At 69.2% G+C, this 23,970-nt stretch carries 22 protein-coding genes; 15 read left to right on the top strand and 7 right to left on the bottom strand.

Going from position 1 to position 23,970, the window contains the following annotated elements; genetic code table 11:
• The first annotated feature begins 13 nt into the window (after positions 1–13).
• Positions 14–1,381: a class II 3-deoxy-7-phosphoheptulonate synthase gene (locus JRI60_RS22500; RefSeq protein ID WP_204227889.1), complete on the top strand. Its 1,368-nt coding sequence runs from the start codon at positions 14–16 to the stop codon at positions 1,379–1,381.
• A 61-nt stretch (positions 1,382–1,442) separates the two neighbouring features.
• Here JRI60_RS22500 and JRI60_RS22495 read toward each other — a convergent pair whose 3' ends face one another.
• Positions 1,443–2,378 carry a bestrophin family protein gene (locus tag JRI60_RS22495; protein ID WP_204227888.1) on the bottom strand — a complete coding sequence of 312 codons (936 nt, stop codon included), beginning with the start codon at positions 2,376–2,378 and terminating at the stop codon, positions 1,443–1,445.
• 99 nt (positions 2,379–2,477) lie between these two features.
• Positions 2,478–3,329, bottom strand: a complete 852-nt coding sequence (locus tag JRI60_RS22490) for an isocitrate lyase/PEP mutase family protein (protein WP_204227887.1) — start codon at positions 3,327–3,329, stop codon at positions 2,478–2,480.
• A gap of 68 nt (positions 3,330–3,397) precedes the next feature.
• Here JRI60_RS22490 and JRI60_RS22485 point away from each other — a divergent pair, with 68 nt between their 5' ends.
• The 5 genes from JRI60_RS22485 (at position 3,398) to JRI60_RS22465 (ending at position 9,419) form a co-directional block, all read left to right on the top strand.
• Positions 3,398–4,870, top strand: coding sequence for a PLP-dependent aminotransferase family protein (locus tag JRI60_RS22485; protein WP_204227886.1), 1,473 nt, complete (start codon positions 3,398–3,400; stop codon positions 4,868–4,870).
• Positions 4,871–4,988: 118 nt separating this feature from the next.
• Entirely contained in the window at positions 4,989–6,428 is a 1,440-nt protein-coding gene (locus JRI60_RS22480) for an SLC13 family permease (protein ID WP_204227885.1), read from the top strand.
• A 461-nt stretch (positions 6,429–6,889) separates the two neighbouring features.
• Complete coding sequence (locus tag JRI60_RS22475; protein WP_204227884.1) at positions 6,890–8,143, top strand: hypothetical protein; 1,254 nt, start codon at positions 6,890–6,892, stop codon at positions 8,141–8,143.
• Between the two features lie 160 nt (positions 8,144–8,303).
• On the top strand, positions 8,304–8,717 hold the full coding sequence (locus JRI60_RS22470; RefSeq protein WP_204227883.1) for a hypothetical protein: 414 nt from the start codon (positions 8,304–8,306) through the stop codon (positions 8,715–8,717).
• Positions 8,718–8,843: 126 nt separating this feature from the next.
• Complete coding sequence (locus JRI60_RS22465) at positions 8,844–9,419, top strand: dihydrofolate reductase family protein (RefSeq protein ID WP_204227882.1); 576 nt, start codon at positions 8,844–8,846, stop codon at positions 9,417–9,419.
• Positions 9,420–9,464: 45 nt separating this feature from the next.
• Here the strand turns inward: JRI60_RS22465 and JRI60_RS22460 are convergent, their stop codons facing one another.
• Positions 9,465–10,775 carry a glycosyltransferase gene (locus JRI60_RS22460; protein WP_239470664.1) on the bottom strand — a complete coding sequence of 437 codons (1,311 nt, stop codon included), beginning with the start codon at positions 10,773–10,775 and terminating at the stop codon, positions 9,465–9,467.
• 76 nt (positions 10,776–10,851) lie between these two features.
• On the opposite strand from JRI60_RS22460, the gene solA reads away from it, so the two are divergent.
• The 4 genes from solA to JRI60_RS22440 all read left to right on the top strand — a co-directional run bounded on the left by solA (position 10,852) and on the right by JRI60_RS22440 (position 16,462).
• Entirely contained in the window at positions 10,852–11,961 is a 1,110-nt protein-coding gene (gene solA / locus JRI60_RS22455; protein WP_204227881.1) for an N-methyl-L-tryptophan oxidase, read from the top strand.
• A gap of 327 nt (positions 11,962–12,288) precedes the next feature.
• Positions 12,289–13,545, top strand: coding sequence for a cytochrome B6 (locus JRI60_RS22450; protein ID WP_239470663.1), 1,257 nt, complete (start codon positions 12,289–12,291; stop codon positions 13,543–13,545).
• 119 nt (positions 13,546–13,664) lie between these two features.
• Complete coding sequence (locus tag JRI60_RS22445; protein WP_204227879.1) at positions 13,665–15,344, top strand: RluA family pseudouridine synthase; 1,680 nt, start codon at positions 13,665–13,667, stop codon at positions 15,342–15,344.
• 149 nt (positions 15,345–15,493) lie between these two features.
• Positions 15,494–16,462, top strand: coding sequence for a protocatechuate 3,4-dioxygenase (locus JRI60_RS22440; protein WP_204227878.1), 969 nt, complete (start codon positions 15,494–15,496; stop codon positions 16,460–16,462).
• 43 nt (positions 16,463–16,505) lie between these two features.
• Here JRI60_RS22440 and JRI60_RS22435 read toward each other — a convergent pair whose 3' ends face one another.
• A complete protein-coding gene (locus tag JRI60_RS22435) occupies positions 16,506–16,928 on the bottom strand; it encodes an SRPBCC domain-containing protein (RefSeq protein WP_204227877.1) in 423 nt (140 codons plus the stop codon).
• 290 nt (positions 16,929–17,218) lie between these two features.
• Between JRI60_RS22435 and JRI60_RS22430 the strand changes: the two genes are divergently transcribed.
• Positions 17,219–17,632 (top strand): hypothetical protein, encoded by a 414-nt coding sequence (locus JRI60_RS22430; RefSeq protein WP_204227876.1) that lies wholly within the window; start codon positions 17,219–17,221, stop codon positions 17,630–17,632.
• A 19-nt stretch (positions 17,633–17,651) separates the two neighbouring features.
• Here the strand turns inward: JRI60_RS22430 and JRI60_RS22425 are convergent, their stop codons facing one another.
• From JRI60_RS22425 to JRI60_RS22415, 3 genes are all read right to left on the bottom strand, one after another.
• Positions 17,652–18,026 carry a hypothetical protein gene (locus tag JRI60_RS22425; protein WP_204227875.1) on the bottom strand — a complete coding sequence of 125 codons (375 nt, stop codon included), beginning with the start codon at positions 18,024–18,026 and terminating at the stop codon, positions 17,652–17,654.
• Between the two features lie 46 nt (positions 18,027–18,072).
• Positions 18,073–19,083: a dipeptidase gene (locus JRI60_RS22420; protein ID WP_204227874.1), complete on the bottom strand. Its 1,011-nt coding sequence runs from the start codon at positions 19,081–19,083 to the stop codon at positions 18,073–18,075.
• A gap of 100 nt (positions 19,084–19,183) precedes the next feature.
• Positions 19,184–19,756 carry a hypothetical protein gene (locus JRI60_RS22415; RefSeq protein ID WP_204227873.1) on the bottom strand — a complete coding sequence of 191 codons (573 nt, stop codon included), beginning with the start codon at positions 19,754–19,756 and terminating at the stop codon, positions 19,184–19,186.
• Between the two features lie 256 nt (positions 19,757–20,012).
• On the opposite strand from JRI60_RS22415, the gene JRI60_RS22410 reads away from it, so the two are divergent.
• The 4 genes from JRI60_RS22410 (at position 20,013) to JRI60_RS22395 (ending at position 23,922) form a co-directional block, all read left to right on the top strand.
• Positions 20,013–21,023 (top strand): hypothetical protein, encoded by a 1,011-nt coding sequence (locus JRI60_RS22410; RefSeq protein WP_343213418.1) that lies wholly within the window; start codon positions 20,013–20,015, stop codon positions 21,021–21,023.
• On the top strand, positions 21,023–21,904 hold the full coding sequence (locus JRI60_RS22405; protein ID WP_204227871.1) for a DUF4129 domain-containing protein: 882 nt from the start codon (positions 21,023–21,025) through the stop codon (positions 21,902–21,904). The genes JRI60_RS22410 and JRI60_RS22405 overlap by 1 nt, the downstream gene beginning before the upstream one ends.
• Positions 21,901–23,103: a DUF4350 domain-containing protein gene (locus JRI60_RS22400; protein ID WP_204227870.1), complete on the top strand. Its 1,203-nt coding sequence runs from the start codon at positions 21,901–21,903 to the stop codon at positions 23,101–23,103. Before JRI60_RS22405 ends, JRI60_RS22400 begins: the two co-directional genes overlap by 4 nt.
• A 231-nt stretch (positions 23,104–23,334) precedes the next feature.
• On the top strand, positions 23,335–23,922 hold the full coding sequence (locus JRI60_RS22395; protein ID WP_204227869.1) for a TIGR02265 family protein: 588 nt from the start codon (positions 23,335–23,337) through the stop codon (positions 23,920–23,922).
• Positions 23,923–23,970 lie beyond the last annotated feature (48 nt).

The following is a 23,970-nucleotide window of genomic DNA, read 5'->3' as shown; positions in this document are numbered from 1 at the left end:
TCCTGCCCCCCGCATGAGCACCTGGTCCCCCACTTCCTGGAAGACGAAGCCCATCACCCAAGACGTCCGCTATGAGGTGCAGAAGGAGGTGGAGGAGGTCGTCGCGGAGCTCGGCCGGCTGCCTCCGCTGGTCACCTCCTGGGAGGTGGAACGCCTGCGCGAGCTGGTGGCGGAGGCCCAGCAGGGCCGCCGCTTCCTGCTGCAGGGCGGGGACTGCGCCGAGTCACTCTCCGACTGCCGTCCGGACATCATCACCAACCGGCAGAAGATCATCCTGCAGATGTCGCTGGTGCTCATCCACGGAGGGCACCGGCCCGTCATCCGGGTGGGGCGCATCGCCGGCCAGTACGCCAAGCCACGCTCCAAGCCCACCGAGACGCGCGGGGGCGTGGAGCTGCCCAGCTACTTCGGGGACCTCGTCAACCGGCCGGAGTTCACCCCCGAGGCGCGGCGGGCGGATCCCCGGCTGATGCTGGACTGCTACCACCACGCGGCGATGACGCTCAACTTCGTGCGCTCGCTGAGCGACGGTGGCTTCGCGGACGTGCACCACCCCGAGTACTGGGACCTGAGCTTCTTCCAGCAGGCCGCCGTGCCGGGCGAGCTGCGCGAGGAGTACGAGCAGACCACCCGCAAGCTCAGCGAGGCCCTGCGTTTCATGGAGGCCCTGGGCGAGCGCACCGTGGCGGACCTCACCCGCGTGGACTTCTACACCAGCCACGAGGGCCTCAACCTCCATTACGAGTCGGCCCAGACGCGCCAGGTGCCGTGGCGCCAGGGCTGGTACGACCTGACGACGCACCTGCCGTGGATTGGCGAGCGCACCCGGGCCCTGGACGGCGCGCACGTGGAGTTCTTCCGCGGCATCCGCAACCCGGTGGGCGTGAAGCTGGGCCCCAGCGTGTCCCCCGCGGACGCCGTCCGGCTGGCCGAGCAGCTCAACCCCGACAACGAGCCGGGCAAGCTCGTGCTCATCACCCGCATGGGCGCCCAGAAGGTGGCGGACGCGCTGCCCCCGGTGGTGGAGGCCATGCGGCGGGCGGGCCGGCTCGTGCTGTGGGTGTGCGACCCGATGCATGGCAACACCGTGAGCACCTCCTCCGGCATCAAGACGCGCAACTTCGATGACGTCCTGCACGAGGTGGAGCGCAGCTTCGACGTGCACGAGCAGCTCGGCTCCTACCTGGGCGGGGTGCACTTCGAGCTCACCGGCGAGGACGTCACCGAGTGCATGGGCGGTGCCGTCGGCATCACCGAGAAGGATCTGGAGCGCAACTACGCCACGCTGTGCGATCCGCGGCTCAACTACCGCCAGGCCCTGGAGATGAGCTTCCGCATCGCCCGGCGTATGAGCCGCCTGCCCCGCGCGCCCCGGCCCTGAGCCGGGGGGCTGGCACGCTGCCGCGGAGCTCGAGCGCGAGCGGAGGCGAGCGGCCCGGCGCCTACGGGAGGATGAAGTCCACGGGGCGCAGCGGCTCGGGCCGCGGCTCGCCCAGCGCCTCGCGCAGGTTGATTTCCGCCGTCCGGGCCAGCGCGAGCAGCGGCAGGTCGTTGGGAGCCGTGCCGAAGGGCTCCTCCAACTCGTCGCTCAGCCGGTCCAGGCCGAAGAAGGTGTAGGCAATCATCGCCGCGAGCACCGGCGTGAACCAGCCCAGGGCCTCCGCGAGGCCGAAGGGCAGCAGCAGGCAGAAGAGATACGCGGTGCGGTGGAGCAGCACCGTGTACGCGAAGGGCAGCGGCGTGAAGCGGATGCGCTCGCAGGCGCAGAGCACGCCCATCAACGCGTGGACCCGTGCGGCCAGCGAGCCCCACACGATGTCGGAGAGCCGGCCCTCCCGCCGCAGCGCGGCCAGCTCGACCTCGTGCTCGCGCAGCAGCGCGCCAGGCCGATTTCCACTGGTCAGCACGCGCGAGCGCTCCGGCTCCGCGACGAAGCGGGAGATGTCCTCCCGGGCGTCATGCCCGCGCAGGTGCGCGGCGAGCGCGTGCGCGAAGGCGATGTTCCGGTGAATCAGCCGCCGCGCCGCCTGCCGCCCCACGACGGGCACCTCGGCGTCCCCGTCGTCCAGCAGCGCGATGGCCTGGTGTGAGAACGCGCGCAGTTCGATCAGCAGCGCGCCCCACTGCTTCCGGGCCTCCCACCAGCGGTCGTAGCAGGCGTTGTTCCGGAACCCGAGGAAGATGGACAGCGCGATGCCGAGCAGCGACAAGGGCGCGGGCGAGGTCACCGGGAGCCGCAGGTGGCCCGCCTGGAGCGTCCAGACGACGAGGCAGGACAGCGCCGCGATGCCCAGCACGTGGGGCAGGACGCGCGGCAGGATGGTGCCGCGCATGACAAAGAGGAGCTTCAGGGCACCGGGGCGGGGACGGACAATCACGACCGGCCCCTCCTGCTCCAATTCCCCGCCGCTCGCAAGCGCGCCGTGCGCCCCCGTGTCGGAGACGCGCGGCCCGTCACTTCCTCTGCACGGTGGGCATCAGTGCGGGTGTCCCACCCGGACGTCGACATCAGGCCCGAACCAGGCATTGAGTTCGGCGTAGGTCGGTGTCGCTCCCTCGGGTGCGGGAGCCCACCGCCCCGCGAGCACCTGCTCCGCGTCCCGTCTGACGGCCGAGAGCGCCGTCAGCACGAGGCGGGGCCCCACGCTCACCCGGCGTACACCGATCGCCCGGAGCTGCTCGAGCGGGGGCAACGTCGGTGCGGCCCAGACATTGAGCGGGACTCGCACTTCCTCGACGACTCGAGCCAGCTCCTCGGCCGTCAAGGAGCCTGGCACGAAGACACCATCGCAGCCCGCGTCCACGTAGCGCCTCGCGCGCCGCACCACCTCGTCGAGTGCCTGGGGGCCTGACACCATGCGACGCAAGATCACATCGGTGCGCGCATTCAGGAACATGTCTCGTCCCTCGCGCCGGAGCGCCTCCCGTGAGGCCGACAGCTTCGCGGCCAGCAATTCGGGCGGCTCGGCGCCATCCTCGAGGTTCACGCCGACGACGCCCACCTCCGAGAGCCGGCAGATGGCGTCGGCCACTTCCGCCGGGCTCGTGCTGTAGCCTCTCTCGAAGTCGACGCTGACCGGGACATGCACCGCGCGGACGATGTCGCGAGTCGCGGCGAGCAGCCGGTCGAACGGAAGGCGCTCGCCATCGGCGGCTCCATGCGCCCAGGCCATCGCGGCACTGCTGGTGGCGATGGCGGTACCGCCAATGGATTCGATCAGCCGGGCGCTGACCGCGTCCCAAGCGTTGGCCAGGATGAGGAGCTGGCCTGGCGCATGGAGTGCTCGGAACCGCGCCGCGTCCGCGGAAGCCAGGGATTCAGTGGTCATGGCGCGGCAGGATAGGCTCACGATGGAGTAGAGAAAGGGCCAAGAAAGATGAAAATGACCAGGCCATCATGAGCACTCGTGGAGCCATGCTTCATCCCTCGATCTCGCGGCGGCGGGGTGACCGTCCCCTCCACGTGCAGCTCTACGATCGGCTCCGAGAAGCCATCCTCGCCGGGACACTGACCCCGGGCACGCGGCTCCCCTCGGCGCGAGCCATGGCCCTGGAGCTCCGCGTCTCTCGAGGCACGGTGGATGTCGCGTACGCGCGCCTCATCGTCGAGGGGTTCCTCGTCACACGGGGAGCAGCCGGCACGTTCGTCACGAGCCCGCTCCCCCTCACGCCTCGCGGAGCCTCGACGGCCCCGCCGCAGCCTCGACGTGCCGAGACTCGGGCCCGCCCGGTGATTCACCCCTTCCAGATCGGCATCCCCGGAGTCGACGCATTCCCCATCGCGACCTGGTCGCGGCTGCTGGGTCGTCATGCTCGCGGCGCTCGGGCCATGGACCTCGCCCACTCCGACGCCAGTGGTGACAGTTCCCTGCGCGAGGCCATCGCCACCCACCTGGCGGTCGCACGGGGCGTCATCGCCCATCCGGACCAGGTCCTGATCACCGGCGGCTACCACGGTGCGCTCGGCCTGATGGCTCGCGCACTCTCCAGCCCGGGAGACCAGGCCTGGATTGAAGATCCGGGCTACCACCGGGCGCGCATGGCGCTCTCGCTCGCGGGGTTGCGGCTCGCCGCCGTGCCGGTCGATGACGAAGGGCTCGACGTCGCCAGGGGCGTCGCCCTCGCCCCGCGCGCCAGGTTCGCGTTCGTGACGCCCGGCCACCAGATGCCTCTGGGCATGGCGCTCTCACTGCCTCGCAGGCTCGCCCTCCTGGCCTGGGCTCGGAGCGCGGACGGATGGATCGTCGAGGACGACTACGACGGGGAGTTCCAGTACGACTCGGCGCCGCTCCCCGCCCTCAAGAGCCTCGATGACCAGGGCCGGGTGCTCTACGCGGGGACCTTCAGCAAGTCGATGTTCCCCACGCTGCGCCTCGGCTTCCTCGTCGTGCCGGACAGGGCACGCGACGCGCTCGCCCGCGTCGCCAACCTGCTGCAGCCAGCCCCTCCCCTCGCGATACAGCGCGCGGCCGCCGACTTCCTGGGTGAAGGGCACTTCGCACGTCACCTGCGGCGCATGCGCAACCTCTATGCGGAGCGCCGGACCGCGCTGCTGCGTGCGCTCGACGAGCTCTCCTCTCCCTCCCTCCAGCTCGAGCCCACGACGGGCGGGCTGCACCTGCTGGCACGCCTGAGCGGTGTCCGTGACGATGCGGTGGTCACACACGCCAGCTCGCTAGGCCTCGCGCCAGGAGCACTGTCGAGCTACCAGCTCAGCCCCGAGAAGGGTCGGCTCGATGGATTGCTGCTCGGGTTCACCACCCTGCCCGCTCCTCGCGCGAGGGAGGCGGTGTCCCGGCTCTCTCGAGCCATCGAGCTGGCGCGCCGGGCTCCTTCAAACGGTGCCCCGTGCGGGGTGGTAGGTCAGTAACAATCATCTCCACCAGGAACCCACCCCGAGCCCATGGCCCCGCTCGCGCCACCTGTGCCACGGTGGGCACGTGGCTTCCCGCTCGACCCGGAGTGCGACCCCCACTTCACCGTCACGTGTGCGCCTGCTCGGGCTGCTCGCCGGGCCGCTCGCCGCCGCGGCCCTCCTGCTCATCCCCTCGGGACTCCACGAAGTGCCCGGTATGGGACACCGTCCGGCCGCCGCCGCCGCCGTGGCCGCCTGGATGGCCCTCTGGTGGTTCACCGAGGCCGTCCCCATCGCCTGGACCGCCCTCCTCCCACTCGTCCTCTTCCCCGCGTTGGGCCTCTTCGGCGTGCACGGCCTGCCCGCCGCCATGGGCCGCGCCGCCCTCCCCTACGTGGACCCCTACATCTTCCTCTTCCTCGGAGGCATGGCCCTGGGCGCCGCCCTGGAGCAGTGGCACCTGCACCGCCGCATCGCCCTGCTCATCATGCATGCCATTGGCACCCAGCCCCAGCGACTGCTGCTCGGCATGCTGGTGGCCACCGCCTCCGTCTCTCTTTGGATCTCCAACACCGCCACCGCCGTGATGATGGTGCCCATCGGCATGGCGCTCCTCGCCCAGCTCGAGTCCACCGAGGGCCGCAAGCTCCAGCACTTCGGCGCCGCGCTCATGCTGGCAGTGGCCTACGGCTCCAACGTGGGCGGCATCGGGACCAAGATCGGCAGCCCCACCAACTCCGTCTTCGCGGGCGTGGCCTCGCGGCGGCTGGCCACTGAGGTGGGGTTCGTCGAGTACATGGTGGCCGCCCTGCCCTTCGTCGTCCTCTTCCTGCCGCTCGTGTGGTGGGTGCTGTGGCGCGAGGGCCGCCGGGACGCACTCGGCCCCGGGCAGGGGGTGGACATCATCCAACGAGAGCTGGCCGCGCTCGGGCCCCTCTCGGGCGGCGAGAAGGTGGTGGGCACCGTCTTCCTGGTAGCCGCGGTGCTGTGGATGGGCGGGGACTTCTTCCGGGGCGTGCTGGCGCCGTGGGTGGCCTCGGCCTTCGAGGGCTTCAAGCTGCTGGGCAAGCACTACGAGGCGGCCGTGGCGCTGCTCGCCGCCGGGACGCTGGTGCTGCTGGGACGGCTGTCGCGCGGGGCCCTCGCCCGGGTGCCCTGGGACACGCTGCTGCTGCTGGGAGGAGGCTTCGCGCTCGCCGCCGGCATCGAGGGCAGCGGCCTGTCCACATACATGGCCGCGCGCCTGGCGGGCCTGGAGGCCCTCGGCCCCATCGCGCAGTACGGCGCCGTGGCCCTGTCCACCGTGGCACTGTCCGCCGTGGCCTCCAACACCGCCACGGTGAACGTGCTGCTCAACGTGCTACCCGGCTCTCTGCCCCTGCTCGCGGTGAGCACCTTCGCGGCGTCCTGCGACTTCGCCCTGCCGGCGGGCACTCCTCCCAACGCCATCGTTTTCGGCAGCGGCTACGTGCGCCTGCCCACGATGATGAAGCTCGGCGTGGCACTGGACCTGCTGGCCTGCGCCCTGCTCACCCTCTACGGCCTCCTCTGGGTGCGCTTCGTGCTCGGCTGAGCGGCGGGGCGCGGCGGGCTCCTGGGGGAGTGGCCGGGGCCGCAGGCTTGCTGGCCGGCTGCTGGCCCTGCTGCACCCGCGTTGCGGCGAAGCATGGCGCGGCGTGGGTCGTTCCAAGTGCTCCAATCATCCTCGTCGCTGTCGTCCCCTCCTGGGAGGGCGGCCTGGACAGAGCGGCGGGCAACCTCGACTGGAGGCGGCGGGAATCGAAGCCGCCGCCGGATGCTTCCGGCGAGAAGGTTCCAGAACGGTCGAGAGCGTGGCACAGGTAGCAGCCGTGTCGAGGGTCGGCCCCTCTTCACCCTTTCGCTCCCTCCACAGCATCCCCATTCGTCTTATGCTCGACGGGAGCCGCTGGCGGCTCGTACACTTCGTGCCTCCATTCGAGAGAGGCACACACAATGAGTGCGAGTCCTTTTCTGGTCGTCACCGCGACTGATGAGAGCAGCACCCCTCTCCTCGTGAATGACGTCAAGCTGAAGCCCTCTCCCGCGAAGAGCACTCCCGTGGGGCCGGGAAAAACACCGCACCTCGCCCTGAGTGGCCTGAGCCCGGGAAAGTACGAGCTGTGCATCTCCGTCGCAGGTCACCCAGATCTCGTCTTCCCGCTGTCCCTCGTCAAGGAAGGCACCGGATTGGTCCCCAAGTACACGGGAAGCGCGCCCCTGTGCTGCCCGACCATCACGTCAAGCAGTGAGACCTCCGGAGCCTCCACGAAACAGCTTCACACCCTGGCCTTCACCCTGACCAAGACGCACTCCGAGGTGATCCTCGTCGCGGGCTGGGATTTCAGCGGGGGCACGAACAACGTCGCTTATTGCGAGACCTACCGCGATGACCTCTCCTCGGGAACGACCTACCGGACCGGCGCCAGGCAGAGCATTCCCCGGAGAATCGACAACTCCACGGTCGTGACCATCTTCGACTTCAAGACGGGCAATCGCTCGCGGATGGTGAAGAGCGCTTCGGGATGGATGGAGATGGACCGAGTCCTTCAAGGGACCGTCAAGACCCATCTCGGCTCCTACAAGGACGCGACGAACGTCCAGAAGCGCTATCTCGACGATTCCATCTCCATCCAGCATGTCTACAACTACATCATCACCCTGGGTGCCGCGGCCCCTGGCTCGCTGAGGGAACTCCACATCTTCTCCCATGCATGGGCCGGTGGGCCCATTCTCGTCGAGACCTATGAGGGTTCCGCGTACGCCGTGGGCGGCGCGCAACAGACCCTGCGGGATCCGAACGACAAGGACCCCCGGATCAAGGACTTCGAGCTCGTCAACATGCCCCGCCTGAAGGACTTCAAGGCCGCGTTCGCCGCGGATGCCATCGCCAAGATCTGGGGATGCATGGCGACCACCGCCTACCGCAATCTCCTCCGAGCCATCGCCAAGGCCAAGAGCGACTCCGAGACCATCTCCTTCGAATGGAACAAAACCACCAAGAAGATGACCGCAGGGGACGCGAAGAAATACTTCCGAGACAGTATCTTCGAGTTCAACTACATGGCGAAGTTGAGCACGGCGGTCGGCGGCGGCCTGAAGGTCTATGGAGCACCTCCCGGAATGGGAGCGGACCTCCGAGCAGTCCCCGTGGGCAGCAAGAAGCACAATCACATGTACATCAACAAGCTCACCTACGCCCTTGAGTACACGGCGTTGAGCAAGCTCTTTGGACTCGTCCCCGATGACACCGGCTACATCCTTTTCTGAGAGGGCTCGCACACGGCTGCTCACCGGCCTCCTCGCAATCCTGCTCGCGGGGGGCGCATGCAAGGAGGCACCTCGTCCGGGCACACCCGAGACGCCCCCCACCAAGCTGGAGCCGTCGTCCGTCCCGAGCGCGGAACCTGCCCCCAACCCCCGGCCTCCGGTGCCGGGGCAGATCCTCAAGACGCAAGCCGCTCACCTCACCGCCATCGAGCTCGTCTCGTGCCCGGAAGGCAGACGGATCGCGACGCTGCCGCCCCCCCTTCTGCGGCAGCTCCAGCAGGCCCTCTCCCAGGCCACGCTCTCCGCGGATGCGGCCCTGACCCCGCCCCCCTGGGATGCCCGCCTCGTCTTTCACCTCGACTCGGGCCAAGCCATCTACGGACAACTGGTGCGCTCGGACGTTCTGCGCCTGTACGAGACAGCACAGTGCACGGGGACCCGAGCCGCGACCGACGAGCTGCGCCTGGGCGAAGAGGCGCAGCCGCTCTTTGGATGGGTTCAAGAGCGTCTCGGCCCCACCGAGGAGAAGGCATACCAGACGCCTCCCGGCCTTCCCCCGCCGCCCGGCGACTGAACGCAGCATGGACACGCGCTGACGCCAACGTCACGGACCGCCGGGGGCTGGCCATCGCTCCTCTTCGTGGCGCAACCACTACGCGTGAAGTACGTTGGGTGCGGTATTCAGGGAAAGGATCGTCGAATGCGCAAGCTCGTCTACTACATCGCTCTCTCGATTGACGGGTTCATCGCCGGCCCCAACGACGAAGTCGACTTCTATCCGGGAGCCGACGAGTACATGCGCTGGATGGCGACCGATTATCCCGATGCGCTTCCGACCCACGTCCGTCGGCACCTCGGCATCGACGACGCACCCAACCGGCACTTCGACACGATCGTCATGGGCAGGCGCACCTACGACCCCGCGCTCAAGCTCGGCATCACGAGTCCGTACGCTCACCTGCGCCAGTACGTGTTTTCCCGCACCCTCGAGCCGCGTGACCCGAACGTCAGGATCGTGAACGGCGACGTGGTGGAGACAGTCCGGGCGCTCAAGCGCGAGGAGTTGGCGCTCGACATCTACCTCGCGGGAGGTGGGGAGCTGGCCGGGCAACTCCTCGACGAGATCGACCGTCTCGTCGTGAAGCTGTATCCCGTTGTCGCCGGCGCGGGCCGCACCGCCTTCGGCTCCCGGTTCTCACCGACGAACTTCAACCTCGACGACGTGAAGACCTTCCCCGGGGGCAACGCGGTCCTGTACTACTCACGAGTCCGTTGAGCCACATCCCGAGGCGCGTTCCCCACGCCTCGGGACGGTACGTTCTCATGCGTACTCGCGCTCGAGGAGACGGGCGGCCACCGCGGCGCCATCGCCTTTCACGTCGCCGGCCAGCGCCGCGGCGCGGTTTGCGACTCGTGGCTCGAGGGCGACGCGCAGAGCGGAGGCCACCGAGTCGACGCTGAGCTCGGCGCGCGGGACGGATGCTCCGAGCCCCAGTGCGCGAACCCGGGAACCCCAGTACGGCTGGTCGGAGAACATCGGGACGAGCACCTGCGGTACGCCGGCCCGAGCGGCAGTCGTCGTGGTCCCCGCTCCCCCGTGGTGCACCACCGCCGCGACGCGTGGGAACAACGCCTGTTGGTTCACATCGCCGATCGCGATCACGTCGTCCGCGTCGTCGCTCAGGCTCAGCTCGGCCCATCCTCGCGACAGCACCACACGGCGGCCGACCGACCGCACGGCCTCGACGACGGTGCGGCCCGCCGCCTGATCAGCGGGCATGCTGCCGAAGCCGACGTAGACCGGCGGCGCTCCGGCCGCGACGAACTCCTCCAGCGCCGGCTCCAGCGGCTCCTCGTCCGCGAGGATCCAGGCACCGGTCTGCACGACGCGCATCCCCGGTGTGCTGGGCAGCGGCCCCAACGTGGGGTCGGCCGCGAGCCACGGCTCATCGGAAAGGACGTGGTTGAGCACGTCGCTCAGCGGGGCGAGCCCCAGCCGGCGCCGGTTGTCGTTCACGAGCTCGAGGAATCGCTGATCCCACGCCCGCGACTCGTCCGCCCATCGCTGCATGTTCGCAACCGGGTCTCCCCCGGGTTCTCCACCCGGCGCGTGGTCCGGCGACGGAAGCACCACCGGGGCATATAGAGCGACGACGCTGGGGATCCCTCGCGACTCGGCAATGGAACGGACAGCGTATTGGTGCGCCCCTCCGCCGACGATCAGCTCGCATCCCTCCATGGCCGACGCGATCACGTCGAACTGGTTGGTCACCAGGTGTCGGACCATCTCGCGCATCTGCTCCGGGGTCGGCACTGTCCCCGCCGACCCGCCTCGGGGCTCACGCATCGCGATGCCGATCGGTGTCGCGTCGAAGCCGAAGCCCCCGACCCAATCGAGGAAGTTGGGCGGCACACAGAGCCGCACATCGTGACCGCGCTCCCGCAGCTCCACCGCCAACGCCACGATGGGTTGCACGTCGCCGCGCGTCCCGATTCCTGACAGAAGTACCCGCACCGTCGTTCTCCTCTCGGCGCCCGCATTGGACGCTTCGAGAGAGAAGACACCGGTGGCGGGAGTGACGCGATTTTTCATCAGGTCGTCGCCCAGCCCGCGAACGTGCTGGGACACCACGGCGGGCTTCTCCAGCGGCCGCGCTTCTCGGCTACCATGGAGGGAGGTTTCCGCCACTCCCGTCCAGAGGTGGGCAATGACACGCATCGCGGTGCTCGGAGCAGGTGGGGTGGGGAGCGCAGCGGCGCGGTTCCTCGCGCGCGAGGGACACGAGGTCACGGTGCTCGAACAATTCGAGACCGACCACGACCGGGGCAGCTCGTACGGGACCTCGCGCATCATCCGGAAGACGTACACCGATGGCTTCTACACGGCGTTGATGGGCGAGGCGTACCCGCTCTGGGACGAGCTCGAACGCGAGGCGGGCGAGTCCCTGTTCGCGCGCACCGGCGGGCTCTTCTTCGGCCCCGAGGACCACCCGGAGCTGGCCGCCGTCCGGCGCGCGCTGAAGGACAACGGTGTCCCCTTCGAGGAGCTGGAGCCCAGCACGTGCGCGCGGAGGTTCCCACGGCTCCAGCTCCTGCCCGGAGAGGCCGGCGTGTTCGAGCGGGAGGCTGGCTTTCTCCGGGCCTCGGCATGTGTGCGAGCCAACCTCCGCCTGGCAACCGCTCACGGGGCCCGGGTCCGCTCCCGCACTCCCGTGGAGGGTCTCGAGCCCCGCCCGGGGGGCATCCGGCTCACGCTGGCTGGCGGCGAAGCGCTCGAGATCGATCGGCTGGTGGTGACGGCGGGGCCGTGGACCGCTCGTCTGCTCGCCCCCTTCGTCACCCTGCCCTTCACCGTGACCCGGCAGGTGTATTGCCACTTCGAGCCGGAGGCGCCACTCGCGGACTTCGGCGCGGAGCGGTTCCCGGTGTGGATCGACCTCGCGACGAACTTCTATGGCTTCCCGCACGATGGGCAATCGCCCGGCGTGAAGGTCGCATGGCACATGCCCGGCACGCCCACGGACCCCGACCAGGTGGACTGGACGCTCCACGAGGAGGACCGAGAGCCCCTCCGACGCTATTGCGCCGGGCACCTGCCCGGGCTGTCGTCGCGCACTGCCTACGAGAAGGTCTGCCTCTACACGATGACGCCGGACAGCGACTTCGTGGTGGACCATCTGCCGGGCGAGCCCCGCGTCACCCTCGTGGGAGGACTGAGCGGGCACGGTTTCAAGTTCACCGTGTTGCTCGGACGCATCGCGGCCTGGATGGCCACGGACCGGAAGGTGCCGTGGGAGCTCTCGCGCTTCGCCCTGTAAGCGATGGCGTCATCTGGGAAACGAGAGACTCCCATGGGATGTCATGGGAGTGACACGCTCCGAAAGTGCCCACCCGGAGCCCAGAAGCGCTGAAGCCGTCGCGCGTAGGGTCCGGTCCCTTTCCACAGGGAAGGGAGCCCACGAATGCCTCGGACTTTTCGTCACACCGTCCTCGCCTCAGTCGCTGTCCTGCTGTCCTTGGGCTGTGCCTTCGCGCAGTCGGCCAAGGATCCCAAGCCGGGTGGTCTCAAGACTCCTACACCCAAGGACACAGGCGACCAGACGTACACGATTCCAATAGTGGCCGAGGAGAGCTTCCAGGCCGTCATGGCCCGCGACATGAAAGAGAAGGCCGGGGTCATGCGCCGCCAGCAGGCGCTCCTCGAGGCCCGATATGACCTCTCCAACCGGCCCGCGAAATCCATGATGGCGGGCGGCCGCAAGGCCGTGCAGGAGGGGGTCCGCGTCAAGCTCCCGAATGGAGTGACCTGGGAGCAGCTCGCAGCCATGCGCCCAGACGAGATCCGCGAGAAGGGCCTCTTCCCGCAGGGCTTCCTTCCACTGCCTCATGTCAAGCACGCCGTGGGGGGGCAGGTGTTTCCAAAGATGGAGATCGACGAGATCCGCAAGCAGGAAGGCCGCTCGCTCGAGCGCTTCGACGTCGATTTCGATCTCCCCGAGCACCTCCTGCCCGAGTTCCCGCCGCCCATCTTCCTCTCGCAGCGACCCGAGCTGGGTGACGTCTCCCAGGGCAAGGTCCTCACCATCCGCAACTTCTTCGAGATCATGAACGGCAAGCTCACCCCCGTTCAGATGGATGGCCTCCGGCAGCTCCTCACGCCGTTCCCGCAGGCGGAGTTCAACGCGACCGACGGTCGGAAGGTGGCCGAGGGAAGCCTGGGCGTCACCTGCCTCGACTGTCACGTGAATGGCCACACGAACGGAGCCTTCCACCTGAACCCGGACACCCGGCCCCAGGCCGCGCGCTTCCGGCTCGACACGGTCAGCCTCCGGGGGATGTTCAACCAGCAGATCCACGGCTCGAAGCGCTCTCTGCGCTCCATCGAGGATTTCACCGAGTTCGAGCAACGCACCGCCTATTTCAACGGAGACATCGCGGATGCCGCCAAGAAGGGCGTGAACGAGCCCGACCGCCCCACCCAGGTGGCGATGATGGCTCAGATGCAGAACATGTTCGACTTCCCGCCAGCTCCCAAGCTCCTGCCCACGGGCCGCCTCGATCCGGCACTGGCCACGGACATGGAGAAGCTGGGCGAGAAGGTCTTCTTCGAGAAGGGGCAGTGCGCGACCTGCCACCCGCCGCCCTTCTTTCTCGACAACAACATGCACGACCTCAAGGTCGAGCGATTCTTCAAGCCGCAGACGATCAACGATCAGGCCATCCACGCCGATGGACCCATCAAGGCGTTCACGCTCCGGGGGATCAAGGATTCGCCTCCCTATCTGCACGACGGGCGCCTGCTGACGCTCGAGGACTCGGTGGAGTTCTTCAACCTTGTCCTGGGCCTCAAGCTGGAGCCCCGCGAGAAGGAAGCGCTCGTCCACTACATGCGAGCGCTCTGAGGAGCAGCCAGCCCTCTTCAGGTACATCCCCCATCCCGGGGCGCGTTCCCCACGCCTCGGGAGGTACGTTCTCAGGCGTACGCGCGCACACGTCCACGGTTTCGTGTTACCGGGGAGCCGTGGAGACGTGGATCACCCCCTTCGAGCCGCAGCCAGCCCCCCGCGACGTCGCCGGAGCCTTCCCGAGCCCCTTCGATGAGCTTGGCCCCCATGTCCTGGCGCGCCAAGCCGCGGAGGCGATGCAGGCGGAGCTCCGGACGGGCTTCGTCGCGCCGGGGATTCCAGCCTCGACGCTCGACGGCCCGGAGGGCGGCAAGATGTTCGGCGTGCTGGTCGTCCAGCAGCCCGACGGGCGCATCGGGTATCTCCGCTCCTTCTCCGGCATGCTCGCGGGGCGATGGGAGGTCCCGGGCTTCGTTCCACCGCTCTTCGATCGCGAGGCACGCGCACAGGTGGAGCCCTCGGGCGAAGCCGTGGTGAAGGCACTGTTCGCCCGCGCCGAGGTGTTCCGGAACTCGCCGGAGCTCGTCGAGGTCCGGGCCGCCCATGAAGCACAGCAGGCGCGCCACACCGGAGAACGGACGGCGCTGCGCGCCCGGCACGAAGAAAGAAAGAAGCGGCGTCATGTACGGCGGGCCGAGATCTCGGCGTCGGACACGCTCACGGAGGCGGAGAAGCGCGCGGCCCTCCACGCACTCGACCAGGAGAGCCGAGGCGACAAGGCGGAGCTGCGCCGGTTGGAGGCAGCTCAGGACGCGGAGCGCCTGTCCATCGAGCCGAAACGAGCGCGGCTCGAGCGGCGTCTCCGGGCCCTCGAGCGCTTGCGATGGATCGTCTGTCGCGCGCTCATGAAGCGGATCCACGACACCTATCAGGTCCCCAATGCGCGCGGTGAGCGTCGTCCCCTGCGCGCCCTGTTCGCCCCCGGAGAGCCCCCCTCGGGCGCCGCCGACTGCGCGGCCCCGAAGCTCCTCGCCCATGCCTTCACACACGGTCTGCGTCCGCTGGCGCTCGCCGAGTTCTGGTGGGGCGCTCCGCCACCCGCGGGAGGACGCGTGACCGGTGAGTTCTATGCCGCCTGCCGGGACAAGTGCGCTCCCCTCCTCCCGTTCATGCTGGACGGCCTGCACGTCGCGCCTCCGCGAACCTTCTCCCCGCCGGCCGTCGCGACCCAGGGTCTGTCCATCGTCTTCGAGGACGCCTGGCTCGTCGTCGTCGACAAGCCCCATGGCCTGCTCTCCGTGCCCGCGAAGGACGAATCGGTGACGGACTCAGTGTTCGCCCGGCTGCGCGCACGGTATCCGCACGCCACGGGCCCGCTCCTCGTGCACCGGCTCGACCTGGACACCTCGGGCCTCCTCGTCGCGGCGCTCGACCCGAGGACTCACGCGGACCTGCAGCGGCAGTTCCTCCACCGCGAGGTCCGCAAGCGCTACGTGGCCTGGGTCGAGGGGCACGTCCAGGGCGAGCGGGGCACCATCGACTTCCCGATGCGCGTCGACCTCGGCGACCGGCCTCGGCAGATTCACGACCCCGTGCACGGAAAGTCCGCCGTGACGGAGTGGCAGGTGCTCGAGCGCGGTGGAGGACGCACCCGCGTGGCCTTCTTTCCCCTCACCGGCAGGACCCACCAGCTGCGCGTCCATGCGGCACATCCCCTCGGCCTCGGCGCGCCCATTGTCGGCGACCGGCTCTACGGCCGCCAGGACGACCGCCTGCTGCTGCATGCGGAGTCCATCTCCTTCCGGCATCCAGGGACGGGACAGCACGTCGCCTTCGAGCGGCGGGCACCGTTCTGAGGGGACCGCACCGCATCCACGCTCCTGCAACCATCCCCCCGGATTTCAGCGCTTAAGGCCTTCTTAAGGTCTCCACGCGAAGAAAGGGTCGAGCCCAACGACATGGGCAAGACAGGAGCGGCACGCCCGCCGCTCCCGGAGGCATCGGGATGAGCAGCGACGCCAAGAACGACACCCCCCCCACGATCGTGACGCGCCGGAAGGTCCTCGGCGGTATCGGTCTCGCCCTGATGGCCGCGCCGCTCGGCCATCTCAGCGCCGCCTGCGGTGAGGGCACCGGGGGAGACACGGGGGGCGGAAACGACGCGGGGACGATCACCGATCCCGGAGCCTGGGCCACCGGAGGCACGGCCGCGATGACGGCGGTCAGCAGCTATCCCGACCCGTTCGCCTCGGGCATCGGCTCGACGTGCAAGCTGACGTGCGAGGCGACCCTGGGGCCCTGCTACGCGAACACCCTGGTCCGCAAGGACATCAGCGAGGGCCACAATGGTCTGCCCGTGCGCATCGTGCTGCTCGTGGTGGACGAGTCCTGCAAGCCCGTCCCGGGCGCGAGCGTCGACATCTGGCATGCCGCGCCGGAAGGACTCTACTCGGGTGAGGACGCCAGCACGTTCTGCACCGCGGATGATCCGACCGCGACCTCCGCGCGGTGGTTCCGCGGTGTGCAGACGACGGACGCGAACGGCCGGGTGGAGTTCGATACCTGCTTCCCCGGTTGGTACAGCAGCCGGACGATCCACATCCACTTCACCATCCGCCTCAACGACGCCGAGTACGTGACCTCCCAGCTCGTCTTCGATGACGCGCTGAACGACGACGTCATCAACAACCAGCCGCTCTACAACACGCGCGGACCGCGCGACACGACGAACGCGAACGACAACGTCGTCTCCGCGGAGAGCGCCCCCGATTACATGTTCCAGACCCAGCGCATGCCGGACGGCGCGATGCTGGCCTGGAAGACCCTCGTCATCCGCTCCTCGCTCTCCAACCCGTCCTGCCAGATGCCGGGCGGTGGCGGTGGTCCCCCTCCGGGCGATGGCGGCATCCGTCCCCCTCGGGATGGCGGCATGGGCCCGCCTCCGGGGACGGATGGAGGTACGGGCGCCCCCTAGCGCGCGAGCTCGCTCGGCATTGATTCGAAGCCGCGCGAGGGGCTCAGCGAGACCCCTCCGCGCGGCTCTTCAGTCCCGCCACGAACTTCTGGAAGGCGTCGGTCATGTCGGGGATCGATCCGCCGATCAGCGCGAGCATGGGCCCGCTGAACACCTCGTGGAGCGTGAAGTCGGTGTTGTCGCCCTTCGGGGTCAGGCTGAACGTCCGAACCCCCTTGAAGAGCCCGAGCGGCATTCCCCCCGTCCAGGTCATCTTCTGGTTGGGAACGAGCTCCGTCACCTTCACCGGGAACGCCCGGCCCGGACTCAGCTTGCTGAACGCCTTGATCTTCTCTCCGGGCGCCACGCGGCCCTCGATCTTCTCGCAGTAGGGATCCCACTCGGGCCAGGTGGCTACCTGGGTGAGGATCGCCCAGATCTTCTCGGCGGGCGCGTGAATGGTCGTGCTGGCCTTGAACTCCTTCATGGGCTCTCTCCTTTGGGTCGACGCTCCATCTTCGCACGGAGCCCGGCCGCTCGAGCTCCAGCCAGCCATGATCGTCACGGCGGTTCGAGCCAGGGCCGGTGCACAGCGTTGAATCCAGGACGCTGCTCGCGTCGAGACAAGGAGTTCCAGCCGTGGCCACGGAGACGAATGTCGAACCGCCCCGCGAGGACGACACTCATGCGCACATACCCCATTCCGTACAGCACGCGGTCCACCGTGCCTTCAATCGGGGGGCGGACGCCGGTTTCCCCAGCGAGGCCCTATTCGGGGTGTTGCCGCTCAAGCGGCTCATCCCGCAGGACATCCACAGCGTGGGCGACTACCTCGGCGCGCTGGGCGTCGGCACCCTCGCGATCTGCAGCGACACGTCGCGCGGACGCGCCGCGGGATTGATGCTCGCGCTGTCCGGCGTGGGCGTGTCGCTCGTCACCGACTACCGGCTGAGCGTCAAGAAGTGGCTGCCCATCGAGGTGCACGAGGCCATCGACTACGTGTGGAGCCTCGCGACCATCGCCACCCCGTGGCTGTTCGGCTACGCGAAGAAGGCGCCCGCGGTGGCACTGGGCCAGGTGCTGGCGGGCGTGGGCTACATCGTCTTCTCCGCCCTGACGGACTACCGGGGTCAGGTCGGAGCGCGCTGGGGCAAGCACACCTATCTGACGACCGGGCCGGTCAACGCCTGAGCGGCGCGGTGAGCGCGGCTCACGGCTGGCAGGTGACGCGTGCGCTGTCCATGGTGCACGCGCTGCAAGTCTTGACCTGCACCAGCGAGCCCATGCGGCACTCGAGCACGGCCTTGCCGTCGGCCGTGCACAGCCCTCGGCCCTCGGCGGACGCCGCGCACGCGTCCCCCTCGACGTTGCCCGTCAGGTCGCAGCTCACCGTCTGGTCATCCTCGGTGCATCCGGCGGAGCCCTTGCAGGGCAGCGGGCGCCACACCTTGTCGCGGCACTCGAGAGCCTCACTCTCGGAGGAACAGGTGTAACCACCACCCTCGCAACTGTCGCCCGCCTTGACACCACAGGCGGAGAGCACGAGGGAACCGAGCAACGGGAGCAGGAAGAAGGAGCGATTCATCACGGCGCCGGACGATTCCAGGCGCCGCGAGCCCGGTCAACCCAAGTCACTCCCCGAGCGTCTCGCGGAAGTACCTCCGGAAGTTGCCCCCGAGGATTCGCTCCACGAGCGCCTCCGGGTGGCGGCGCAGCAGGGCCTCGGTGAGCTTGGGCAGGTCCGTCACGTCCCGGATGCCCTTGGGCAGGGCCACCATGCCGTCGTAGTCCGAGCCGATACCCACCCCCTCCTCCCCCATCACTCCCAGGGCATGCTCGATGTGCCGCACGACGTCGTCGATGGCGTCCCCGCCCAGGTACACGGGCGCCAGGATGATGCCCACCACGCCGCCCCGCTCGGCGATGCGGCGCAGCACCTCGTCGGAGAGGTTGCGCCAGCCACCACCCGCTCCACGCACTCCCGTGTGTGAGGAGAAGACGCGCGCCTTGGGGTGGGCCAGGATGTCCTCCAGCGTCCGCTCGGAGGCATGGGCCACGTCCACGCTCATGCCCGTGCGGACCATCTCCTCCAGCACCGAGTGGCCCAGGGGCGACAGCGGCCGGTTGCCCATCAACGGGAACGAGGAGCCACCCGCCTCGTTGTTGGACAGGTGGGTGAGGCCCATGAAGCGTACGCCCCGCCGGTGCAGCTCGGCCACGCGCTCCACCTGCCCCTCGATGGCGTGAGCCCCCTCGATGCCGAGCACGGCCGACAACCGGCCCTGGGCGAGGTGCTCCTCCAGCGCCCGTCCCGAGGTGGTGATGCCCACCTGTCCCTCGGAGCGGCGGCAGAAGTCGGCCAGCCGGTCGATCTGCCAGAGGGCGCGAGACCACTCGCTCTCGCGGGCCTCGCGAGGCCAGCCCCGCCAGATGGCGAAGGCCTCGAAGCCTCCGATGAAGGGAAAGCCGCGGGTGACGATGGTGAAGCACTGCAGCTTCATCCCCACCTCGCGCAGGCGGGGGAAATCCACGTGACCCTCGGAGGAGCGCTCGCACAGGTCGCGGTTCCACATCAACGAGTCCGCGTGCCCGTCCGCGATGCACCAGCGTTGGTGGAGCTCCAGCACCTTGCTCGTGTCCATGGTGGCAGTCTCGGCGCTCCGGCATCCCACCACAAGCATCCCGGAACGACGGCGGCCCCCGCCCGAGGGCGGAGGCCGCGTCTGCTCCGTGACGAGGAGGTTATTCCTTCTTCTGGCCCGGGTGCTGGGCGCTCATCTTCTCCACCTCGATGCTCTGGAGGATCATCTTGCCGCTCGAGTCCAGCTGGTAGGAGGCGCGGACCTCGTCACCCGCCTTCAGGTCCTTGAGGGCCACCGGCTTGTCGTCCTTCATCACCCGGACCTGCGAGTTCGCCTGGAACTGCATGACCTGGTTGTTCTTGTCCGGGACGATCAGCTTGAGGGTGTTGCCGGACGTGGACTGGATGGTGCCCTCCACCTCCTCGGTCTTGACGTTGGCCATGCCGCTGCCGCCCGTGGCGTCGTCGGTCCGGGCAGCGTCGTTCAGCTGCTGGTTCTCGGCCGCGGCCAGCTCGCGCTGCTCCTCGGTCAGGTCCTTCTGGGCATCCAGCACGTCCTTCTGCGCGTCCTGGCGGGCCTCGGCGACCTCCTGCTGCGCGCTCTGCTGCTCCTGAGCCACGTCCTGACGGGCCTCGGCCACGTCCTCACGCTTCTCCTCGACGTTGTTGCTCTTGCAGCCCGCCATCAGCCCCAGCCCCGACACCGCCACCACCGCCATCATGAGCTTCCGCATGTGCTGCTCCTTTCATCGCTCACCGAGGAAGAAACCTCCCCGGCGTGTGGCAGGAAACTGGAGGCTCCACCCGCGGGTGCACAGCGCTTGTCGGAACGAAAAAGCGATACAGGGGGACCGCGCCGGTGGGAGTGCGCCCGGCGGCCTGCCTGCTTGGAGTGGGCTGGATTCCAGGAATATCCGGTGAATCTCCGCGACCGGAGGTCAGGTGAGCGTCTTCCCCCCACCCGTCCGTGGCGCAAGTATGCTGCGGCCCGTGAGCCATCCCCTCTCGGAGCTGCGCCCCCTGGCGCTCGGTGAGATCATCGACCGCTCGGCCACGTTCTGGCGCAAGCACCTCAAGACCCTGTTCCTGCTGAGCCTCGGCTTCAACCTGGTGACCTACATCGTCACGAAGGCCATGCAGCTGGCGATGCAGCGCAGCCTCAAGGTCTTCCAGGAAGCGGCGGTGGGCCGGGGAGATCCCGCCACGGTGCTGGGCGAGTACGGCCGGTTCTTCGGAGTGCTGACCGGGACCCTGGTGGTGACCTTCTGGCTGTACTGGATGTCCACCCTGGTGGTGTCCCGGTACGTGGTGCCCACGCTGCTCGGCGAGACGGTGAGCCCGGTGGAGGGCTTGCGACGCGGGCTGAATCGGCTCGGGACGCTCACCGGCGCGTTCGTGCTCTCGCTCCTGTGGGCGGTGGGAGCCAACCTGCTGATGGCGCTCCCCGGAGGGCTGTTGACCGGGGCGGGCGCGGGCCTGCTGGCGCTGTCGGACGGCCCGGGCGGCCGGCTTGCCGGCGGTGTTGTGATGGGGGTGGGGCTGATCCTGGTGCTGCTCGGCCTGGCGGGCGGCATCCTCTGGTACCTGCTGCGCTTCTCGCTGCTGGCCCCGGTGGTGGCCATGGAGGACCTGTCGGCGATGAGCGCCTTCCGGCGCTCGGGCCTGCTGCTGTCGGGGCGGGTGGAGCCGGGCTTCCTCGGGCGCGTGACGGTGCGGGCGATGATCCTCGTCACCGTGGTGTCGGTCATCCTGCTCGCGGTGAGCCTGCTGTCCGGCCTGCCCGCGCTGATCGTCCAGTTCTCCTACCGCAATCCGCTCGATCCGGCGTCCGTGGCGGCCAACCCGGTGCCCCAGACCCTCCTCGTCCCCGCCGAGCTGCTCCAGGTGGTGGGACAGGCCGTGTTCAGCCCGCTGGCGCTCGTCTTCTACGCCCTGTTCTATCTGGACATGCGCGTGCGCCGGGAGGGGTTGGACCTCGAGCGGCGCCTGGAGGCGCGTTGATGTCCGGGTGGGTGCTGCTGTGGCTCGCGGCCGTGCCCTGCGAGGGACATGAACGGGAAGCGCGGCAGCTCGTGGAGCTGGCCACGCGAGCGCCGGAGTCAGTGGACGCACGGCTCGAGTCCCTGGAGCAGCGCTGGGGAGGACTGACGCTGCGCTCGCCGGACGACCACACGCCCGAGGAGCGCGCCCGGACGGCGGCCCGCCGTCTCCAGGGCGTCTGCGCTCAGCTCGAGGCCCCCGCGAGCACGGAGAGCCCCCCACCCCACTCGGATCAGGCCCGGCTGCGGGAGATCCTCTCGCGGCCCGAGTTCGCCCTGGCACGGGATCGCCAGGGGGATCTGCTCCAACGGCTGGTGCGCACGGTGAGAGCGTGGCTGGAGGACCTGTTGCAAACGAGCGAGGCGCAGAGCTTCGCGACGGGCACGCGGACGGCGGTGCTGGTGCTGGGGTTCGCGGTGGTGCTCTTCGCGCTGCTGCGCTTGCGCCACTGGAGGCGGGGCCCCTCCCGGCGAAGGGAGGAGGCGGGCACGGGCCCGGCGACGGCGCTGGTGCTCGACTCCCCCGGTGAGCACCTGACGCGGGCCCGGAAGGCGCTGGCGGGACAGCCACGCGAGGCCATCCGGGAGGCACTGCTGGCGCTGCTGTCCTCCCTCGAGGCGAAGCGGCTGGCCCGGCCGGATCGCGTGAGGACGAACCGCGAGCTGGTGGGCGAGCTGCCTGGGCGGGGGGCATCCACGCAGCTCACGCGTGAGGTGGAGCGGCTGGTGCGCTGGTACGACCGGGCCTTCTACTCGCTGGAGCCGGTGCCCGCGGAGGACGCCGCGCTCTTCGTGGATCAGGTGGAGCGGCTCCACCGCGAGCTGGCGGGAGCCGTGGCATGAAGGGGCTGAGGACGGCGGCCATCTACGGCGTGCTGGTGGCGCTCGCGCTGGCGCTGGGGCTCGCGGTGAACCAGACGCCGCCCCGCTCGACGGTGCCCTCGGTGGACAACCCGGGGCCCCAGGGCCTGCGAGCGCTGTACCTGTACCTCCAGGAGTCGGGCGCGCAGGTCTCGGCGCCTCGGGAGGCGTTTGGCGAAGCGGGACCTCCCTCGAGCGTGCGCACGCTGGTGGTGGCGGCGCCCGCGGGGCGAGCCGTGTCGGAGACGGAGGCCGAGGCCCTTCGCGCGTGGGTCTCCGGGGGCGGGACGCTCGTCTACCTCGTGTCGAGGGAGTCGAAGGGCAAGCAGCCGCACCTGGACGACTGGCTCCAGGTCTCCTCGGGCCCGATGCTGTCACCGAGCTCCGAGGGACTCCCCGAGGGGGAGAAGGATCTCACGGGGACGACGGCGCGCGTCTGGGTGCCGGTGGGCGCGGCGCGAGGCCTGGAGCGCTTCCGGGTGTCGCTGGATCGCGGCCTCGTGGTGGAGCGGCCGGAGGCGGTGCCCCTGGCGGGGACGAAGGGCGCGGCGGTGGTGTGGCGGGTGCCGGTGGGCCTCGGCGAGGTGTACGTGCTGGCGGGGGTGGACCTGGCGGAGAACCGGCGGCTGGAGCTGCTGGACAACCTGCGCTTCTGGGACGCGCTGGCGGCGCGAGGGCCGATCGCGTTCGACGAGTACCACCACGGCGTGGGGCCCAGGCCGGAGCCGCCGTCGGCCCGCGCCCTCTGGGTGTTCGTGGCGCAGGGCCTGGTCGTGGGGCTGCTCTACGCGGTATCGCGCGGGACGCGCTTCGGTCCACCCCGGCCGCTCGTGGTGGAGAAGCACCGCTCGGCGCTGGAGTACGTGCGGTCCCTGGGCTGGCTCGCCCGGCGCTCGAAGGTGGAGCGCGAGCTGGTACCGGAGCTGGCCCGGCAGCTCCGGCGGCGGATGCACGAGCGGCTGGGCATTCCCCTCACGCTGCCGGAGGACGAGGCGGCACGCGCCCTGGAGCACACCTGCGGACTTCCCGCCGCGGACTACCTGGCCGTCCGGGAAGACCTGAGCCGCACCCTGGACCAACGCGACATCCGCCCCGGTGACTACGCGCGCCTGGCGCGCCAATACGCGAGGATCGAGGAAATCATCACAGGGCGTGCGGCCACTGATCCACGCGCTCAGTAAAACGCCCTACACAGCAACCAGCCATGAGAGGCGGAAGTGCCTGGGAGAGGACGTCTCCACCACCTTCCCAGAGACCCCTCTTACAGTCCCACGGTCCAACGGAGTAGTCTCGTCGAGGGGGGAGTGGTCTCTCACTCTCGGGCCTTCGGGCCCCTCTGAAGGCCTGCCCAGCCGGGCCCTTCAGGCGGAACGGTGACGCACATGGAAAGCCGGAGTCTCAGCAGCCCAACCATGTCCCCCGGCTCGCGGGAAGAGCTGGAGTGGCGCCTGTCCCTCATCGACCCTGCGGAGAGCATCCGGGGCGTCGTGTTCAACAGCGTGCTGGAGGTGGTGCGGCAGCTGGGTGACGAGCACGCGGTCGAGCGCTGCCTCGAGGTCGCGCACGAGGGGCGCTTCATGGACTACTTCAACTACCCCTTCCGCTCGCTCATCGAGATGACCTACACGGCGGCGGAGCTCCTGGCGAAGAAGTACGGGAGCACCGAGAAGGCGCTGTGGCAGATGGGCTATCAGTCCGCCATGAGCTTCTACTCGTCCACGGCGGGAAGGGCCGTGCTGCTGCTGTCGCGGGGAGGGCCGGCCCGGCTGCTCGACACCATGCCCTCGGCGTTCCACACCACGTGGAAGAGCGCGGAGGTCTCCACGCACCTGACGGGGCCCCGGAGCGCCGTGCTCACCTACAAGCGAGACTTCATGCCCCGCGCCTATACGGAAGGCGGCATGCAGGGCACGTTCGAGGCCGCCAAGGTGAAGGGCTTCAAGATCACCGCCCACCCCATCGGTCCGCTCGACACCGAGTACCACATGACGTGGGACTGAGGACCCCGCCCGCCAGGAGCGGGGCCCGGACCGAGGGCCTGTCGGCCC

Source organism: Archangium violaceum (genome assembly GCF_016887565.1).
In the GTDB taxonomy this organism is placed as follows: Bacteria; Myxococcota; Myxococcia; order Myxococcales; family Myxococcaceae; genus Archangium; species Archangium violaceum_B.
The sequence above is the reverse complement of the archived record's forward strand: the minus strand, read 5'-3'. Positions and strand labels throughout refer to the sequence as shown.

Coding starts and splice junctions, on each gene's coding strand:
- JRI60_RS22465 (WP_204227882.1), top strand. CDS start 8,844: ATGCGCAAGCTCGTCTACTACATCGCTCTCTCGATTGACGGGTTCATC.
- JRI60_RS22415 (WP_204227873.1), bottom strand. CDS start 19,756: ATGCGGAAGCTCATGATGGCGGTGGTGGCGGTGTCGGGGCTGGGGCTG.
- JRI60_RS22420 (WP_204227874.1), bottom strand. CDS start 19,083: ATGGACACGAGCAAGGTGCTGGAGCTCCACCAACGCTGGTGCATCGCG.
- JRI60_RS22450 (WP_239470663.1), top strand. CDS start 12,289: ATGGCCCGCGACATGAAAGAGAAGGCCGGGGTCATGCGCCGCCAGCAG.
- JRI60_RS22405 (WP_204227871.1), top strand. CDS start 21,023: ATGTCCGGGTGGGTGCTGCTGTGGCTCGCGGCCGTGCCCTGCGAGGGA.
- JRI60_RS22440 (WP_204227878.1), top strand. CDS start 15,494: ATGAGCAGCGACGCCAAGAACGACACCCCCCCCACGATCGTGACGCGC.
- JRI60_RS22490 (WP_204227887.1), bottom strand. CDS start 3,329: ATGACCACTGAATCCCTGGCTTCCGCGGACGCGGCGCGGTTCCGAGCA.
- JRI60_RS22485 (WP_204227886.1), top strand. CDS start 3,398: ATGAGCACTCGTGGAGCCATGCTTCATCCCTCGATCTCGCGGCGGCGG.
- JRI60_RS22395 (WP_204227869.1), top strand. CDS start 23,335: ATGTCCCCCGGCTCGCGGGAAGAGCTGGAGTGGCGCCTGTCCCTCATC.
- JRI60_RS22425 (WP_204227875.1), bottom strand. CDS start 18,026: ATGAATCGCTCCTTCTTCCTGCTCCCGTTGCTCGGTTCCCTCGTGCTC.
- solA (WP_204227881.1), top strand. CDS start 10,852: ATGACACGCATCGCGGTGCTCGGAGCAGGTGGGGTGGGGAGCGCAGCG.
- JRI60_RS22500 (WP_204227889.1), top strand. CDS start 14: ATGAGCACCTGGTCCCCCACTTCCTGGAAGACGAAGCCCATCACCCAA.
- JRI60_RS22400 (WP_204227870.1), top strand. CDS start 21,901: ATGAAGGGGCTGAGGACGGCGGCCATCTACGGCGTGCTGGTGGCGCTC.
- JRI60_RS22435 (WP_204227877.1), bottom strand. CDS start 16,928: ATGAAGGAGTTCAAGGCCAGCACGACCATTCACGCGCCCGCCGAGAAG.